This is a genomic window from Flavobacterium foetidum, assembly GCF_004634245.1.
In the GTDB taxonomy this organism is placed as follows: domain Bacteria; phylum Bacteroidota; class Bacteroidia; order Flavobacteriales; family Flavobacteriaceae; genus Flavobacterium; species Flavobacterium foetidum.
Genome location: NZ_SJTF01000017.1, coordinates 14,681 through 32,577, shown reverse-complemented (window position 1 = coordinate 32,577; position 17,897 = coordinate 14,681). Strand labels below are relative to the sequence as shown.

The following is a 17,897-nucleotide window of genomic DNA, read 5'->3' as shown; positions in this document are numbered from 1 at the left end:
AGAAAAACACCTACAAGGTTTTGAAAACCTTGCAGGAGATGAAAAATGAATTGAAAGATGAAATTGGAAGTTTTGGAAAAAGATTGTTATTATCATATTTACAATAGAGGAATTAATGGAATAACTGTTTTTGAAAATGACGCTAACAAATTTTATTTCTTAAAACAATTAGCTAAATACACAGAACATAAAATTTCAGTTTTTGCTTATTGCTTGATGAATAATCACTTTCATTTAGTGATTCGCCTAAATGTAGAAGAGAAAGAAGTTACACAAGCATTTTCGAACTTATTTAATTCTTATGCTAAGGCATTTAATAAACAAACCAATAGAACGGGAAGTTTATTCGAAAAGCATTTTAAAAGAATAAGGTTAAAAGATGAAAATTATTTAAGACGACTGATTCTTTATGTACATTTAAATCCGAAACATCATTTTGATTTGGATTTTACGAATTTTAGATTTTCGTCTTATCAATCTTTTTTATCAAATAAAGAAACCAAAATAGAACGTAATGAGGTTTTAAATTTGTTTGGAGATTTTGAAAATTTTATCTTTTGTCATAATCAAAAGAATGATTCTTTAAATGAAACGTATACTTTTGAGTGATTCGGTTTCACTTGTCCTGCAAGGTTTTAAAAACCTTGCAGGAGAACGAAAAACATAATCATGCTCAACAAAGGCTTAAGAGACGAAGAAAAAATCAGAATCGATAATGTCCTCAAGACGTTACGAACACTTGTTTATGTTCCTTATCCTTTAAATAGTTTACAGAAATCTGACATCGAAAACCAATTAAAAGAATTCGGATTAAACATCGAAAGCTTGATTAATTATTCAAATGAAGAATTAATCACTTTACTAACTCGTCTTCATTTTGATTGGGAACAATTAGAACAATTCGGTGATTTATTGCTAGAATTTTCAAAAGAAGAAAATTATCCGTTTGAAGAAAAAGCTTTGGCTATTTATCACTATATTCAACAGGAAAGTAAGGTTTTTTCTTTTGGAATAAATACTAAAATTACTTCTGCGAAAGCAAAAAAATAATTAAATGAAAGACCAATTTTACGCATACATACAAAATCTACAAGACCAAATCTGTGCTGGATTAGAAGCTGTTGACGGAACGGCAAAATTCCGTGAAGACTTATGGAAACGTCCGGAAGGCGGTGGCGGAAGAACACGCGTTATCGAAAACGGGGCTGTTTTCGAAAAAGGAGGTGTAAACATTTCGGCCGTTCACGGAAAATTGCCTGAAACGATGCAGAAAATGTTCAATGTTGGTGAAGCCGATTTCTTTGCCTGCGGATTAAGTTTGGTAATTCACCCGAAAAATCCAATGGTTCCAACCGTTCACGCAAATTGGCGCTATTTTGAAATGTATGATGAATCTGGAAAAGTAATCAATCAATGGTTTGGCGGCGGACAGGATTTAACGCCTTATTATTTGTTTGAAGAAGATGCAAAACACTTTCATCAAATTTGTAAAACAGCTTGCGACAAACATAATCCAGAGTTTTATCCAAAATATAAAAAACAATGCGATTCGTATTTCTGGAATGCACATAGAAATGAAGCCCGCGGACTTGGCGGCTTGTTCTTTGATTATTGCAAAACAAATGACCAAATGTCAATGGAAAACTGGTACGATTTTGTAACTGAAGTCGGAAATAGTTTCCTTGAAGCCTATGTTCCAATTGTGGAAAGAAGAAAAAATCTTCCTTATACTCCAGAACAAAGAACCTGGCAGGAAATTCGTCGTGGCCGTTATGTCGAATTTAATTTAGTTCACGACAAAGGAACTTTATTCGGATTAAAAACCAACGGAAGAATTGAAAGTATTTTGATGAGTTTGCCTCCACATGTGCAATGGGTTTACGACCATCATCCAGAAGCAGGAAGCGAAGAGGAGAAATTGATAAATGTATTGCAAAATCCAATTGATTGGGTTTAACTTTCATCACAAAAATTTATTTAACCCATAGAAACATAAATTTAAAGACCTATCTTAGAGGTGATTTTAAAAACTACATTTTTTTGGCATAAGCTATGTGATTTATTTTGAATGAAATGTCTTTTTAAAACAATCCAAAAACTATGTTTCTATGTGTTTAAAAACCATTTACACTACATTCTTTATCAGCATTTTTGGATGTTTCGCCCAAAATGACACTTTGCAAAACCCCTATTTCAAATCCTACAATGATAAAATTACTGCCAGTATCTATTATTTAGACACTTCCAATAGTTTTCAGATTGCTTCAGACACTCAAGACCCTAAAATATTTGTAAATCTTATTCCGAATCGAAGAGAGCAGATTGGTTTCAACCTCAATTACAAAATCATTGACATTAGTTTTGGTTTTGCTCCTAAATTTCTAAGTCAAAACAAAGGCGACTCTAATTCCAAACACTTTAATTTCAACACCCGTTTTTATTATAAAAAATGGATGCAGTCATTTACTTTCATCAATCAAAAAGGGTTTTATATTAGTGATGATAATATAACGGCTCAGTTGCCCAATATGCGAACCACAAAAATTGGCGGGTCTACTTCATATATTTTCAATGAGAAATTTTCTTTTAAATCATTAGTAAGTCAAAACGAATGGCAAACCAAAAGTTCGGGAAGTTTTATTCCGTCTTTTTCATTTTATTATACCAATCTCGATTTAAATACGTCCGATTCGTCACCTGGAGATATGTATGTATTTACGCTGGCACCTTCCTATTTTTATAATTTTGTAATTAATGATAGAGTTTTGATCGGAGCCGGACTTGCTTTAGGCGCTGGGCTGAATGTCATTGACAAAGATACCTCAGCTCTGTATCAGGCCGATTTCAATTTAAAACTGGCCTATAATAAAGACCGTTTCTTCGGTTTTGCAAGTCTTAATACCGTAAGCTTTGCACAAGATGATAAAGTCGACCCGCGTCTGAATGATAATATCGTCACTGTAAAACTTTCTGTTGGTTATCGATTTAACCCTCCCAAAAAAGTAAAAGAAGTCTATGAAAAAGTAAATAAGAAAATCGGACTTTAAAATGTTAATCATTGATTTATAAGCAGTCACAAAAAAATTGCGTAATTTAACTGGAATTTATACACTAAAATTTATCGTTATGAAAAACATAAATACCGAACAGTTAAATCTCATGCAATCCGGAAAAGGATTTATTGCCGCATTGGATCAGAGCGGCGGAAGCACACCAAAGGCTTTATCACAATATGGCGTTGAAGAAAAAAGTTATTCAAATGACGAGGAAATGTACACTCTTGTACATGAAATGAGAACTAGAATTATCAAAAGTCCGTCTTTTGACAGCAAATACATACTAGGAGCTATTTTGTTTGAAAACACTATGGACCGAAAAATTGACGGCCAATGGACAGCAGATTATTTATGGGAAAAGAAAAAAATCGTTCCTTTTCTTAAAGTCGACAAAGGTCTTGCCGACGTAGCCAGTGGCGTTCAACTCATGAAACCGATTCCGAATTTAGACGAATTGCTGACCAGAGCAGTAGAACGAAACGTATTTGGAACCAAAATGCGTTCTGTAATTAAAGAAGCAAATCCAGAAGGAATCCGTGATATAGTAGAACAGCAGTTTAGAGTCGGTTTGCAAATCTATCAAAAAGGCCTTATTCCGATAATTGAGCCTGAAATTGATATTTATAGTCCAGACAAACAAAAATCAGAACAGATTCTTAAAGATGAAATCATAAAACAGCTTAATGCTTTAGACAAAGAAGTAAAAGTGATGTTGAAGCTTTCTATCCCAACAATAAATGATTTTTACAGCGAACTAATATCAAATCCTCATGTGGTGCGTGTTGTTGCATTGTCTGGGGGTTATTCTAGAGAAGAAGCCAATACTAAACTCGCACAAAATCACGGCTTAATTGCCAGTTTTTCAAGAGCATTATCCGAGGGCCTCAGCACAAATCAGTCTGATGATGATTTTAATGCCGTGCTTGGCGATACTATAAAAACCATTTACGAAGCTTCCATTACTTAAAATAAAAATAAGACAATTCGAAGAAATATTGAATAACCAAAGATTAGCTTCGGAGAAGCTAAATATTTATAGAAATCATATTTATCACCAATAATAAAGCTCCAGAGGAGCGGTATATTTTTTCACAATGCTTGTTTATTTCGCTCCTCTGGAGCTCCTTTGAATCTGTATGACTGTATGCCTATAAATATTATGCCTCGCTGGGGCTTTAACTAAAAAAGGCTGTCCTAAATTTTGCACAGCCTTTTTTGGTTTTAAACTTTATTTTGAAGCCATCATATCATTGGCCAAATCTAATGTCTGCAAAATAATATTTTTATCGTTTTGTAATGAATTCAATTTAAAAACAAATTTAAATTTATTGTCAATCAGCTTTTTAGGTGATTCCATGGTAAAATCTGAAAATTGTGATGCGAATCTATTCATTTTATTTAATTCATCATCTTTAGCGTTTTGTCCAAAAGCTTTAATTGTCTGCGAAATATTTAATTGTCCGAAAATAGCATTCCTACTTAAATCTTTCTTGGTTTCTTTTACAAAAGAACCGTTTCCTTTACCAAAATAATCCAATGTATTGCTTACCGCTACAACATCTTTATCTTTCAGGATATACATATCTCCATATTCCTTAGTTCCTAAAATCTGGTAATAATTTCCGTTTTGCGCCAGCAGTTTTTTTCGAACACCTAACTGCAACAATTTGTCACCAAAAGTTGGATGTGTGGAGGTAAAAACTACTGTAAACAACGGAATTGTTTTCTTCTCTTTCTCTTCCGTAATTTTCTCTTCGTAATTTTCGTCATAACCATATTTTTTGGTCATTACCTCAACTTCTTTCACATCGTGCAAAAAAGCGCTTAAATCGCCATCAAAAAGCTTCGCTGTGGCTTTTTCATCAACAATGGTAGAAATTAAATCAGTTATAACAACGATATCCTCTTTTGTAAATTTTGGATTTTGAAACATATCGGTCATTAATGACGGAAACTTCTCAAGTGCCTCTTCCGTGTTAAAATGATAAGACATATATCCCAATGGCTTATTGGCTGGGAAATAATTAAAGATATTTTTGTTGATTTTTCGATTTCCTATTTTGCTTACTGCTTCAGCAATTTCTTTAGAATATTCTACGATTTCTTCGATTCTGGCATTGTCATTATCAAAATAGAAGTCAAGGTTTATTCCTTTTACAAAATTCCCAAAGTTCTTCTGCATCGGCAGGTATTTATCAAAGCCTCCGAATAGTCTCATCGGATAACTGTAAGCAGAATACAAAGTCGAAATCATGCCGCCATAATCTACCCAAGAAGAAATATCTGCTCCAATCGTAATTTTAGAAGAAGTTGGCGCTGTAAAACCGTTTTCAAATAATTGTTTTATGATTTTACTTTGATTCTCTGCCAATTTTCTATCAAATTCTGCTTGTTCTGCTGAATATGTTTCATACGGATTCTGGTCGTATGGATCGACATCTAAGATAATATCTGATGCTTTTGGAGAAACTTCAGTAACAGCTGGTGCTTCATCTTTTGGAGATGTATAAACCGGCGGTGCTGGAACATCATAAACAGCGGGAGCTTCTGCAATCGTATCATTTTCAAAATAATCTATTGTTGCAACAGAATCGACTGCGCTTATAGCACTTTCTTCCTTGTAAAATTTCGTCGGAAGCCTTTTGGTTAATTCGAAAATCACGAAAAAATTATCATTCCAAGCTAAAGTTCTCTTTACTCCTTTTGGCGTAAAAACAGCATATTTCCCAAAATCCTGAATTGCATTTTGTTCTGCTTTTAAATTCTCCACTAGAAATTGCTTTACATCTTCTTTGTTTTTTATCGGAATCGTAACTTGATAATAAGGAACGCTGTCGAGAAAACTTCCGTGAATGGTAATCTTCTGGTCTAATTTGATAATTGAAGTATATTTTCGAAAATCAAAATCGGGTGTTTTACTGGTAAATTTTGTAATAATCGGATGATTCAGCACTTGATCAACCTCTACTTTCTTCGAAAGCTGATTTCCGTTAAACTGTACAAAATAATCGTATTTGTCTAAATTAGCTTGACCAAAAGTCAGTATTGAGGCGAATAATAAAAATAAGGAATAAAGCTGCTTCATAAATTAAGGCGTTAATTGTATTGTATTGTTCATTAGGGTCGATTTCTTAAAAACGCTGTACATACTGTGTTTCAGGAAAACTGTTTTTTTGTTTTTCGAAATTTTGCTGTTTGCATTGTCAGCAGTTAAAATATCTCGATCAAAAGTATAAATAGACGTAATGCTTGCTTCCTCAAGATCTTTCTTCTTCTTGGGATCATTGACTACTTTTTCTGGAACCGGATAAGATGCAATTCTTTCAAAAGTTTTGCCGCTTCCGCTAAAGTGAATCTGGTCGCGCTGATTGTTTATGGTATTAACAACTGCGTTTAATGCTTTCAGGTTGGCATAGTTCAGTTTGATAATGAAAACATAATTGCTAAAATCGGTTTTGGTTGTTACATTAGAAATACCATCAATCTTCAATGCTTTTACTTTAAAATCATCTAATTTTTGGGTAATTTCCTGTTCGTTCGGAATCTTAACGCCATCAACTTCTTCCAAAAAAATAGCCGATTTGGTTTTAAACCACGATTTTGAGAAATCGATCATTAATGTGTATTCGCCACTTTGATCGTCGTGATGTTTGATTCTTTCTGTAATCTCGAAACAGCTTGTTAGGAGCAGACAGCAAAATAAAGCGAGAATTTTCTTCATTACACAAATTTAGACGGAATTTTTTAAAAATCCACAATTTCACTACGAACAATAAAAAACAAAATTTTAACCCGTTGGGTGTAATTAAAAAATAAAAGTATTTTAACACATAGAAGCATAGTTTTTTGTGCCGAAAAAAGAAAATGGAAGAAACAAGTTTCCACACATAGCTAAACTATGTGCATTTAGAGTAGTGAAACGCCTTTTTTAAGTTTAGTTAAACTATGTTTCTATGTGTTGAAAATAATTTCACCCAACGAGTAAAATTTTAGATAATATTAACGGATTCCAGTTCGTGCTAAAAGCCTTATTCTATTCCTTTTTCTTTAACTTTGCAACGCTTAAAAAAGCAACACAACTTTAAAAAACAAAAACACAACTTCATTTTTAGAAACAAAGATTAATCAATCTGAAATCTAAAATCTAAAATCTAAATGATATGTTCCCACTACACAGAGGCCGAAGATTAAGAGTAAACGAATCTATCCGTTCATTAGTTCGCGAAACCAGTTTAAGTCCGTCAGATTTTATGTTCCCGATGTTTATTGCAGAAGGCGAAAATTACAAAGCAGAAATTCCCTCTATGCCGGGAATATTCCGCAGATCAATTGACTTAACTGTAGAAGAAGTAAAAGAAATCTTTGCTTTGGGAATCCGTGCCGTAAATATTTATGTAAAAGTCAGCGAAAATCTTAAAGACAATACCGGAAAAGAAGCTTGGAACAAAGATGGTTTGATGCAACAAGCCATTCGCGCCATTAAGCAAGCCTGTCCAGAAATGATTGTAATGCCAGATGTCGCATTAGATCCCTATTCAATTTATGGTCATGACGGTATCATCAAAAATGGTGATATCGAAAACGACAGTACTGTTGAAGCGCTGGTAAAAATGGCCGTTTCTCATGCAGAAGCTGGTGCCGATTTTGTAGCGCCAAGCGATATGATGGACGGAAGAGTTTTGCGCCTTCGCGAAGGTCTAGATGCTGCCGGATTTCAGAATGTGGGTATTATGAGTTATGCTGCTAAATATGCTTCAGCGTTTTACGGACCTTTTAGAGATGCTCTAGATTCTGCCCCAAGAGAAGCTGATGTTGTGGTTCCAAAAGATAAAAAAACCTATCAAATGGATTATGCCAATCGTATAGAAGCCATCAAAGAAGCTTTGTATGATGTAGAAGAAGGTGCCGATATGGTAATGGTAAAACCAGGAATTGCTTATTTGGATATTGTTCGTGAAGTTAAAAATGCTGTAAACGTTCCGGTAACGGTTTATCATGTTTCTGGAGAGTATGCCATGATCAAAGCTGCCGCCGAAAGAGGATGGCTGGACAATGATAAAATCATGATGGAACAATTAATGTGCATTAAACGTTCGGGTGCGAGTCTGATTTCAACTTATTTTGCAAAAGAAGCTGCTATTCTTTTAAACAAATAACAATGAAAAAAATACTGTTCTTAGCTGCAGTTTTAGCTTTTACAGCCTGTAAAAAAGAAACTGCCGAAAATAATGCAACCTCAACCGAAAATTATTCCGAAGGACAATCAGCAAAGGCCAAAACTCCCGAAGAGTTAGGAAAAGAAATTTTTGAGGGAAGAGGAAACTGTACGGCTTGCCATCAACCGGATCAAAAGATAATCGGGCCAAGTATTCAGGAAATTGCCAAAATCTACAAAGACAAAAAAGGCGATATGGTTACTTTCCTAAAAGGAAATGCAGCGCCGATTGTAGATCCGAGTCAGTTTGAGGTTATGAAAACCAATTTTGCTATAACAAAAGAAATGTCTGACGAAGAATTAAAAGCAATTGAAACTTATATAAACAGTCATTTGAAATAAATGAATTTGAAATAAACAAAAAAACGGCGCTGTAATAAGCGCCGTTTTTTATATCTATAAAAATAAGATTACCAGATTTTTACTCGTTTTTCAGGTTCTAGATACATAGCATCCCCTTTTTTGATTCCGAATGCCTCATAAAAAGAATCTAAGTTTTTAATTGGCACAACAGCTCTGTACATTCCAGGAGAATGCGGATCTGTTTTCACCTGACTTTTGATTGCTTCGTCGCGAGATTTCGTTCTCCAAACCGTAGCCCAAGAAATAAAGAATCTTTGTTCTGGAGTAAATCCGTCGATTAGGCCTGGATTTCCGTGTTTTTTCAAATACAATTGTAATCCGTCGTAAGCCGCATTAGTACCTCCTAAATCTCCGATATTTTCTCCTAAAGTAAATTTACCATCCACAAAAATTCCAGGAAGCGGTTCTAAAGCGCTGTATTGAGCAGCCAATTCTCCTCCAAGAGCAGTAAATTGTTTTAAATCTTCTGGAGTCCACCAGTCAACTAAGTTTCCGTCTGCATTGTAACGCGCACCAGAATCATCAAAACCATGAGAGATTTCGTGACCGATCACGGCTCCGATTCCACCATAATTTACAGCTTCGTCAGCTTGGTAATTGTAGAACGGCGGCTGCAAGATTGCTGCAGGGAATACAATTTCGTTATATGAAGGATTAAAATAAGCGTTAACTGTTTGCGGAGACATGCCCCATTCTGTTTTATCAACTGGTTTACCTAGTTTTGCTAAGTTTTCAGCATAAGCCCATTTTGATAAATTTCTCATATTATCAAAATAAGTACCTCCTTCTTTAACGTTTTTAAGTTCTAGTTTAGAATAATCTTTCCATTTATCAGGGTATCCGATTTTAACGGTAAGTTTTTTCAGTTTTTCAATTGCTTTAACCTTAGTTTCTGCAGACATCCAAGGCAATGCATTGATTCTGTTTTCGTAAGCCAGCATTACATTGGCAATCATGTCTTTTGCTTTTGCTTTTGCTTCAGCAGGGAATAATTTCTCTACATACAATTTTCCTAACGCTTCTCCTGTAGTGGTATTGATAACTTGTAAAGCAACCTCTTCGCGCGGACGTTGTTTTAAAGCTCCCGTCAATGTTTTTCCGTAGAAATCAAAATTCGCATTTTCAACATCAGTGCTTAAAGTTGATGCTGTTCTGTTTAATGCAGACCATTTTAAATACTCTTTCCAAGCTTCTACTTTTTTCTCTGTAAAGATTTTTTCAAGCGCAATCATATAACGCGGCTGCGCAACATTTACAGTATCCACTTTTGCCATTCCGATTCCAGCAAAATATTTTTCCCACTGAATAGAAGGTGTATTTTTCTTCAAATCGGCAACAGCTGTCGGATTGTATTGTTTTCTTCTGTCTCTTCTTTCGACACGATCTAATCTTGGAGCAGACATTTCAACCTCCAAAGCCAGAATCTGTTTTGCGCTTTCTTTTGCTTTTGCAGGAGACTCGCCGATAAACTGAAGCATTCTTGCTACGTGAACTTCATATTTCTCACGTTTTTCTTTAGAATCTTTATCATCAGAGTTGTAGTAATCTTTATCAGACAAACCTAAACCTCCTGGAGTTAAGGTTACGGTATTTTTGTTACTGTTTTTAGCATCTGCACTTACATACACGCCAAAAAATCCGAGACCGCCCTGAAGCTGCATTTCAGTTAAGAAATTCTGTAAATCTGCAACATTTTTAATCGCATCGATTTTTTTCAGATAAGGTTGTAAAGGAGCCACACCTCTTTTGTTTCTTCCAACCGTATCCATAATTGTATTAAATAAAGCAATCGCTTTTCCTTGATCGGTATTTGATTTATACTTTGGATCTTTAGAAGCTTCTTTTAAGATAGCAAGTGAATTCTCATCTGTTTTCTGACGAAGCTCATTGAAACTTCCCCATGCGTTTCTATCGCTAGGAATTTCAGTTTTGTCTAACCATGCTCCGTTTACATAACGGAAAAAATCTTGTTTTGGACTAACTTTAGTATCCATGTTCGAAACATTGATACCGGGTTCTTTTGGCGTGCTATTTTGAGCCTGCAGCGTTGCAAGAGAGAACATTGCAGAAACAACACAAAACACAGGTTTTACAAGCTGTCTTTTCATAATTGTTTATTGTTTTAGGTAAAACACAAACTTATTGTTATTAATTTGAATATAGTGTTAAAATTTCACATTATTTAACAATAAGCACGAGTTAAGTTAATTTTAAAAATGTTTAATTGAAGAACATTAAATTAGTTAGTATCGTTATTGTTTTATTTGTTACACGTTTCAATACAGCTTTGTGGTATTAATTCGTTAAAATCAACAACAGAATTCTCTTTGCTTACATTTTCCAGAGCGAAACATCGTTAAATAAAAGCTTAATTAAGGTTATAAAAAGTGCTTTTTCGTATTTTTGTGCCAAATTATTTTTATGAAATCGCTTCTCTATAAGTACCGCACATTCTTTATTGTACTAATTATATTTTCTGCCGTTACCATATCCTTATTTTATAATGCATTAAAGCCTAAAAAAACACTTCCAATTTACAATCCTTCTGATGTAAATCCAGAATTGGTGGACAGTACGATTCAATATAAAAGTAAATATCATACCATTGCCGATTTTTCTTTTATAAACCAGAACGGAGATACTATTACGCAAAAGAATTACGAAGGAAAAATTTATGTTGCCGATTTCTTTTTTACAACTTGTGGCTCAATCTGTCCAAAAATGTCAACCAATCTTTCTGAAGTTCAGAAGGCAGTTTTAAACAATCCGAAAGTGATGTTGCTCTCTCACACTGTTTTCCCAGAAGTAGACAGCGTATCGGTTTTAAAAGCTTATGCGATAAAATACGGCGTGGTAGACAGCAAATGGAATTTGGTTACCGGCAATAAAAAAGAAATTTATAAAATGGCCCGAAAATCTTATTTGGCGGTAAAACTTGGAAGACCAGACCAGCTTTATGATATGGTGCATACCGAGAATTTTGTTTTGGTCGATCAGAAAAGACGTGTCCGCGGATTTTATGACGGAACAAACAAAGAAGACATCAAACGCCTTTTAGAAGATATTGAGTTCTTATCTAAAGAATAAAAACTCTTATTTTTAGAAACATTTAGCATTTGTCCAACTGCAAAATACCTTGAAATATAGAATAATTGCCTATTTTTGCAATCTAAATTCAATCTAAATAAGCTTGCAAAATACAGTACACACCCTGAAAAAAGGCGATAAAGCCATTATCAAAGATTTTGATATCGATCTTATTCCTCTAAAATTATTAGAAATGGGTTGTCTGCCGGGCAGCTTAGTTGAATTGCTCCAGATTGCTCCTTTTGGAGACCCTTTGTATTTGGACATAAACGGTTCGCATGTGGCAATCAGGGTTGAAACCGCTCGTGAAATTGAAGTTGAACTTATTCAAAACAATTTATAATGAGCGTACAGAATATAAATGTTGCCCTTATCGGAAATCCGAATACCGGAAAAACTTCAGTTTTTAATCAGCTGACAGGTTTAAACCAACAAGTTGGTAATTACCCAGGAATCACTGTTGAGAAAAAAATGGGATTCTGCAAATTGCCAAACAACGTTAAAGCCAATATCCTAGATTTACCTGGAACGTACAGCTTAAACGCTAGTTCGATGGATGAAAGCGTGGTAATCGAACTTTTACTGAATAAAAACGACAAATTATATCCAGACGTTGCAGTTGTTGTAACGGATGTAGAAAATCTGAAAAGAAATTTACTGATTTACACTCAAATCAAAGACCTCGAGATTCCGACCATATTAGTCATCAATATGTCTGATCAAATGGAACGAAAAGGTATAAGTTTGGATATTCCTTATTTAGAAGAAAAACTGAAAACCAAAATTGCGTTGGTCAGCTCAAGAAAAGGATTAGGAATTAATGCTTTAAAAGAACTTATTGTTTCGTACAAAACGCTTCCAAACGAACCTTGCCTCAACGCTTCTGTTATTGATCCTGAATATTTTGAAAAATTAAAGCACGCTTTTCCGAATCAGTTGATCTACAAATTATGGCTGGTGATTACGCAGGATGTTAATTTTTCGAACCTTGACCGAAATGAAATCAGGAACACTTTCACTAAATCCAATTCAGAATTAAAACGTCTGCAGCAAAAGGAAACCATCAAAAGATATCAGTTTATCAATGATGTCCTTAAAGAAGGATTAAAAGTAGATGCCTCAATGGCAAAAGATGTGCGTGCAAAACTCGATCGTGTCTTAACACACAAAATCTGGGGTTATGCCATTTTCTTCGCGATTTTGTTTTTGATCTTCCAATCTATTTTCAGCTGGTCCGCCATTCCGATGGATTTTATCGATAGCACTTTTGCTTCTTTGAGCAGTTGGGCTGCAGAAGAACTTCCAAGCGGCATTCTTACCGACCTGCTTTCACAGGGAATTATTCCGGGAATTGGCGGTGTGATTATCTTTATTCCGCAAATTGCCTTTCTGTTTTTATTCATTTCAATTCTAGAAGAAAGCGGTTATATGAGCCGTGTTGTTTTTCTGATGGATAAAATTATGAGACGATTCGGGCTTTCAGGAAAAAGCGTTGTGCCTTTGATTTCAGGAACAGCCTGTGCGATTCCAGCTATTATGGCCACTCGAAATATCGAAAATTGGAAAGAACGTCTTATAACTATTTTAGTAACGCCTTTCACCACTTGTTCTGCCAGGTTGCCGGTCTATGCAATTATTATTTCACTCGTAGTTCCGAGTCAGCGTGTATTCGGCATTCTAAATCTTCAAGGATTAACCTTAATGTTTTTATACGTTTTAGGATTTGCAACAGCTATTTTATCGGCTTACATTTTAAACAAAGTACTCAAACTGCAATCAAAAACTTATTTTGTGGTCGAAATGCCGAGTTATAAACTGCCGCTTTTTAAGAATGTCGGAATCAATGTAGTCGAAAAAACAAAAGCGTTTGTGGTGGGTGCCGGTAAAATTATCTTAGCTATCTCAATCATTTTATGGTTTTTGGCTTCATACGGTCCTGGAAAAGAATTTAACGAGGCCGAAACAATTGTTAAAGAAAGATTTGCCAATACAACTTTGGATGAAGCGCAGTTCGAAAATGAAGTAGCTTCTCAGAAACTCGAAAATTCGTATATCGGATTAATGGGTCGTGCCATAGAACCTGCTATCGAACCTTTGGGTTATGACTGGAAAATCGGAATTGCTTTAATCAGTTCGTTTGCAGCACGTGAGGTTTTTGTTGGAACACTAGCAACCATTTATAGTGTTGGTGATACTGAAAACGAAACCACCATAAAAAGCAAAATGCAGGCTGAAATTCATCCAGAAACAGGAGAAAAAGTCTTTAATTTTGCTACAGGAATATCGTTGCTACTTTTTTATGCCTTTGCGATGCAGTGCGCCAGTACGCTTGCAATTACCAAGAAGGAAACCAATTCATGGAAATGGCCGGCCATGCAGCTAGTATTTATGAGCGGACTAGCCTATTTTAGTGCTTTGATTGCTTATCAATTATTAAATTAAAATTATGTTTCAGGAAATTATTGCCTTTGCGATATTAGGATTTGCCGTTGCTTTTTTGATTAGAAAATTCTTTTGGAAATCGAAAAAGAAAAAAGACTGCGGCAACGGTACAGATTGCGGATGTAGTTAATTGTTTAATTCCGCACATATTCACAAAATTCAATATAAAGCTTCACAGAGATTCGTAATTCTTTGCGAGGCTTTTGTATTTTTACCTTGGTTAAAAATGTCTTTTTCTATTGTTTAAAAAACTTTTAGGGCACAAATTTCATATATGCGCTAATTATTTTTGTAAATCAAAAATCATCAAGATGACACAATTCGAAAAAAACGAAATTGTAAGAGACAATAGAGTTTCAAGGCTACTATGGTTTTCCGTTGGATTTCTATGCGCTTTCGCTATGAATTTCATTTTAAAATCTAGATTCTAAAATTCAATAATGTTCTTGAAACATTACAAACTCTCACAAAGACAAACGGCTTCAAAAATTTGAAGCCGTTTGTTTTTTATTAGTAAGGTGATGTTATTGAAACTACTTCACTCCTTCCCATTCTGCATAAAACTGCGCCAAGAAAGATTCCATAAAGCGATGTCTTTCTGCGGCAATTTCTTTTCCCTTTTCTGTATTCATTTTGTCTTTTAAAAGCAAAAGCTTTTCATAAAAATGATTGATGGTCGGGGCATTATTATTTTTATACTCTTCCTTAGTCATATTGGTTACAGGAGCGATTTCGGGATTGTACAGCGCTCTATTCTTAAATCCGCCATAATTAAAGGCTCTTGCAACACCAATTGCACCGATTGCATCCAGACGATCGGCATCCTGAACAATATCCAATTCTACCGACGAGAATTTCCTCTCGAAATTTCCGCCTTTATAAGAGATATTTTCAATAATATTCACTACATGCAGGATAATGTCCTCAGAAACATTTTGTGCCTCTAAAAACAAACGTGCTGTCTTTGGTCCGATGGTTTCGTCTCCATTATGAAATTTGCTATCCGCGATATCATGCAATAAAGCTCCTAATTGTACTACTGTTAGATTACAATCAGTATCTTTTGCAATCAGCAAAGCATTTTTGTATACCCGTTCAATATGAAACCAATCATGTCCGCCTTCGGCATCATTTAGTTTTTCCTTTACAAAAGCAATGGTTTTAGTAATAAGCTCTGAGTTGCTCATAAAGAAGTTTTTACGTCTATAAAAAATGTTGATTGCCAAAGAGTGAAATCTCCAACAATCAACAGATATGTTTTTTTTAGTTTTTAGTCCTTAGTTCTTAGTCCCTAGTTCTTAGTTTATAGTTTCTTGAGTCTTACTCTATTAAATTCCTAAGTTCAATCTATTTTCTATTCTCTAATTAAAATCTAAAGCTTCGCTGGTTCTACCCATTTAAAAATATGAGATTCTGCTGGGATTACCAATCTTTCAGAAATCCTTGCCATTCTCGCTGGAAGTTTCATTAGATAGTCGCGTGCCTTTTCAGCTTCATCAGTTAGATTTGAAATTTTATCGATTTCCCATTTATTGATTAATTTCTGTAGAATCTCAACGTAGTCATTTGCAGTGTAAACACCAATACGCTGTGCCGAATCAGAGAAATGCTCGAAAGCTGCGCTTATTTTTTGTCCAGATTCTCTCAAGAAATGTGCTGGCATAACGATTTTCTGTTTCATCATGTATTGAAAAGCCAACATCATTTCGCTTGGATCAACTTGGAAAATTCTTGTTACAAATTCGCTATAGGCATGATGATGACGCATTTCGTCGCCTGCAATCATTTTACACATTTTTGACAGTTTATTGTCTCCGAACTTTTTAGCCATCTGTGCTACTCTGTTGTGCGAAACATATGTTGCCAATTCCTGGAAACTTGTGTACACAAAATTTTTGTACGGATCAGTTCCAGTTCCAATATCAAAACCGTCGTTGATTAAATGCTGTGTCGTCATTTCGATTTCACGCATATTCACACGACCAGACAAATACAAATATTTATTCAAAAGATCTCCGTGTCGGTTTTCTTCGCCAGTCCATTGTCTTACCCATTTGGCCCAGCCGTTTCCTCCATTTTCAACCTGATCGATACCTTCAACATCCATTAACCAAGATTCATATGTCGGAAGCGCTTCTTCGGTAATCGTATCTCCAACGAGTGTTACCCAGAAGTCATAAGGAAGTTCTTTGGCAATTTCACGCAATTCTCTCACCTCTTCAAAGAAATTATCTCCTTGAGAATTAGGCAAAAAATCGGTCGGCTGCCAAATTTTTTCCACCGGAATTAAATACTGTTCAACGAAGCTATCTACGTTTTTTTCCAAAAACTGCATTACTTCTAATCTAATGTTTTTTATAGACATTACTTATTTTAAATTTGGGTCTTATGTTTCAGCTCGGACTAAAACTTAAACCTGTTTATACTCATTTATTCCCTCTTTCACTGTTTTTTCAGTAATTTCCATCAGTTCTTCAAACTTATAATCTTTTACAGCCAAAGCTTTGTGGGCAGTAAAAGTCAATCGGTTTCCTAAACCAACCGGAAACATTCCGTAACGCACCATCTTCCATGAATTATTGATGCTTACTGGCACAACATACGCAGAAGGCGCATATTTGCATAAGATTTTTAAGCCGCTTTGTGCAAACTCCTTTGGCTTACCTGTTTTGCTTCGGGTTCCTTCTGGAAAAATTACTGCAGATCTAGTATTTTTTTCTATATATTCAGACAAGCCTTTGATTACTGGAATCGCTTGTTTAGGGTCTTTTCGGTCAATTAACACAGAGCCTCCGTGACGTAAATTAAACGAAACACTCGGAATACCGCTGCCTAATTCCTTCTTACTTACAAATTTACAATGAAAACGTCTAAAATACCAAATCATTGCTACGATATCGTACATACTTTGGTGATTGGCAACAAAAATGATGGGAGCACCTTTCGGAATTCCTTCTACTCCTGTTACTTTATAAGTCGTTCCGACAAGGTTGGTGCATTTTAAAAGACAGAAATTGAGATAGTCTACACTTTTTTTGTGTGCTTGATAACCAAACAAATTTAAGCAAATCCATTGTATCGGATGAAAAACCGCCAGACACAAACCAAATAACAAATAATAAATTACGGATATTGGATACGAAATTATTTTTTCCATGCTTAAAAAATTAATGCGCAAAAGTAGTAAATATATTTTTAGACTTATTAAAATTGGAAACAAACACTGTTTTTCTGGTTTAATTGTACCTTTGCATCTCAAATTGCAATTATTTTCTGAATTAAATGAACTTCACTTACCCTAAAAACGAGCGCTTAAAAAGCAGAACGGCTATTGGATTACTGTTTTCTGAAGGAAAATCGGTTTCCAAATATCCGCTTCGTTTGGTTTATCGTCAAGCGAAAGACAATTCAGAAGGGACTAAAATTGGCGTTTCGGTTTCGAAGAAATATTTCAAGAAAGCCGTTGACCGAAATTACTTCAAAAGAGTGTTGAGAGAAACGTATCGTTTGAACAAACATTTGCTTTTGGATAATCTGGATCAGTCGTATTCGATTATGCTTTTTTATCAAAGCAAAGACCGTTTATCTTTTGAAGAAATCAATACCAAAACGATTCAGTTATTTGAGAAATTTACAGCTCAGATAAACAAAACACCAGATTCTGAACCGAAAACCGAATCGTAAATCCCAAAACATAAGATTAATAAGCAACTTAGACAAAAAAATCGTAGTTT

18 protein-coding genes are annotated in these 17,897 nt (G+C 34.9%); 12 read left to right on the top strand and 6 right to left on the bottom strand.

The genetic code is table 11. The annotated features are described in order from the left end of the window. The first annotated feature begins 57 nt into the window (after positions 1-57). The 5 genes from E0W73_RS18780 (at position 58) to E0W73_RS18760 (ending at position 4,023) form a co-directional block, all read left to right on the top strand. On the top strand, positions 58-609 hold the full coding sequence (locus E0W73_RS18780; RefSeq protein ID WP_135223578.1) for a transposase: 552 nt from the start codon (positions 58-60) through the stop codon (positions 607-609). A 60-nt stretch (positions 610-669) separates the two neighbouring features. Next, positions 670-1,050 (top strand): hypothetical protein, encoded by a 381-nt coding sequence (locus tag E0W73_RS18775; RefSeq protein WP_135223577.1) that lies wholly within the window; start codon positions 670-672, stop codon positions 1,048-1,050. 4 nt (positions 1,051-1,054) lie between these two features. Then, positions 1,055-1,957 carry an oxygen-dependent coproporphyrinogen oxidase gene (hemF, locus tag E0W73_RS18770; protein WP_135223576.1) on the top strand — a complete coding sequence of 301 codons (903 nt, stop codon included), beginning with the start codon at positions 1,055-1,057 and terminating at the stop codon, positions 1,955-1,957. 151 nt (positions 1,958-2,108) lie between these two features. Further along, on the top strand, positions 2,109-3,047 hold the full coding sequence (locus E0W73_RS18765; RefSeq protein ID WP_135223575.1) for a DUF4421 family protein: 939 nt from the start codon (positions 2,109-2,111) through the stop codon (positions 3,045-3,047). 88 nt (positions 3,048-3,135) lie between these two features. Next, entirely contained in the window at positions 3,136-4,023 is an 888-nt protein-coding gene (locus E0W73_RS18760) for a fructose bisphosphate aldolase (RefSeq protein ID WP_135223665.1), read from the top strand. 261 nt (positions 4,024-4,284) lie between these two features. Here the strand turns inward: E0W73_RS18760 and E0W73_RS18755 are convergent, their stop codons facing one another. Continuing rightward, positions 4,285-6,141 carry a hypothetical protein gene (locus E0W73_RS18755; RefSeq protein WP_135223574.1) on the bottom strand — a complete coding sequence of 619 codons (1,857 nt, stop codon included), beginning with the start codon at positions 6,139-6,141 and terminating at the stop codon, positions 4,285-4,287. A gap of 3 nt (positions 6,142-6,144) precedes the next feature. Beyond that, on the bottom strand, positions 6,145-6,777 hold the full coding sequence (locus E0W73_RS18750) for a hypothetical protein (RefSeq protein WP_135223573.1): 633 nt from the start codon (positions 6,775-6,777) through the stop codon (positions 6,145-6,147). Between the two features lie 439 nt (positions 6,778-7,216). Between E0W73_RS18750 and hemB the strand changes: the two genes are divergently transcribed. Next, complete coding sequence (hemB, locus tag E0W73_RS18745) at positions 7,217-8,212, top strand: porphobilinogen synthase (protein WP_135223572.1); 996 nt, start codon at positions 7,217-7,219, stop codon at positions 8,210-8,212. Positions 8,213-8,214: 2 nt separating this feature from the next. Next, a complete protein-coding gene (locus tag E0W73_RS18740) occupies positions 8,215-8,613 on the top strand; it encodes a c-type cytochrome (protein WP_135223571.1) in 399 nt (132 codons plus the stop codon). 68 nt (positions 8,614-8,681) lie between these two features. On the opposite strand, the gene E0W73_RS18735 is transcribed toward E0W73_RS18740, so the two are convergent. Next, positions 8,682-10,742, bottom strand: a complete 2,061-nt coding sequence (locus E0W73_RS18735) for a M13 family metallopeptidase (protein ID WP_135223570.1) — start codon at positions 10,740-10,742, stop codon at positions 8,682-8,684. A 313-nt stretch (positions 10,743-11,055) separates the two neighbouring features. On the opposite strand from E0W73_RS18735, the gene E0W73_RS18730 reads away from it, so the two are divergent. From E0W73_RS18730 to E0W73_RS18715, 4 genes are all read left to right on the top strand, one after another. Then, a complete protein-coding gene (locus E0W73_RS18730) occupies positions 11,056-11,721 on the top strand; it encodes an SCO family protein (RefSeq protein WP_135223569.1) in 666 nt (221 codons plus the stop codon). Positions 11,722-11,824: 103 nt separating this feature from the next. Further along, entirely contained in the window at positions 11,825-12,064 is a 240-nt protein-coding gene (locus tag E0W73_RS18725) for a FeoA family protein (RefSeq protein WP_135223568.1), read from the top strand. Beyond that, positions 12,064-14,163 (top strand): ferrous iron transport protein B, encoded by a 2,100-nt coding sequence (gene feoB, locus E0W73_RS18720; protein ID WP_135223567.1) that lies wholly within the window; start codon positions 12,064-12,066, stop codon positions 14,161-14,163. Before E0W73_RS18725 ends, feoB begins: the two co-directional genes overlap by 1 nt. A 4-nt stretch (positions 14,164-14,167) precedes the next feature. Then, positions 14,168-14,293: a FeoB-associated Cys-rich membrane protein gene (locus E0W73_RS18715; RefSeq protein ID WP_135223566.1), complete on the top strand. Its 126-nt coding sequence runs from the start codon at positions 14,168-14,170 to the stop codon at positions 14,291-14,293. 403 nt (positions 14,294-14,696) lie between these two features. Here the strand turns inward: E0W73_RS18715 and E0W73_RS18710 are convergent, their stop codons facing one another. The 3 genes from E0W73_RS18710 to E0W73_RS18700 form a co-directional block, all read right to left on the bottom strand. Further along, on the bottom strand, positions 14,697-15,350 hold the full coding sequence (locus tag E0W73_RS18710) for an HD domain-containing protein (RefSeq protein ID WP_135223565.1): 654 nt from the start codon (positions 15,348-15,350) through the stop codon (positions 14,697-14,699). A gap of 185 nt (positions 15,351-15,535) precedes the next feature. Continuing rightward, positions 15,536-16,528, bottom strand: coding sequence for an acyl-ACP desaturase (locus E0W73_RS18705; protein WP_135223564.1), 993 nt, complete (start codon positions 16,526-16,528; stop codon positions 15,536-15,538). Positions 16,529-16,573: 45 nt separating this feature from the next. Further along, the gene (locus E0W73_RS18700) at positions 16,574-17,320 is read right to left on the bottom strand and encodes a lysophospholipid acyltransferase family protein (RefSeq protein WP_135223563.1); all 747 of its coding nucleotides are present in this window, start codon (positions 17,318-17,320) and stop codon (positions 16,574-16,576) included. A gap of 125 nt (positions 17,321-17,445) precedes the next feature. On the opposite strand from E0W73_RS18700, the gene rnpA reads away from it, so the two are divergent. Continuing rightward, positions 17,446-17,847 carry a ribonuclease P protein component gene (gene rnpA, locus E0W73_RS18695; protein ID WP_135223562.1) on the top strand — a complete coding sequence of 134 codons (402 nt, stop codon included), beginning with the start codon at positions 17,446-17,448 and terminating at the stop codon, positions 17,845-17,847. The last annotated feature ends 50 nt before the right edge of the window (positions 17,848-17,897 follow it).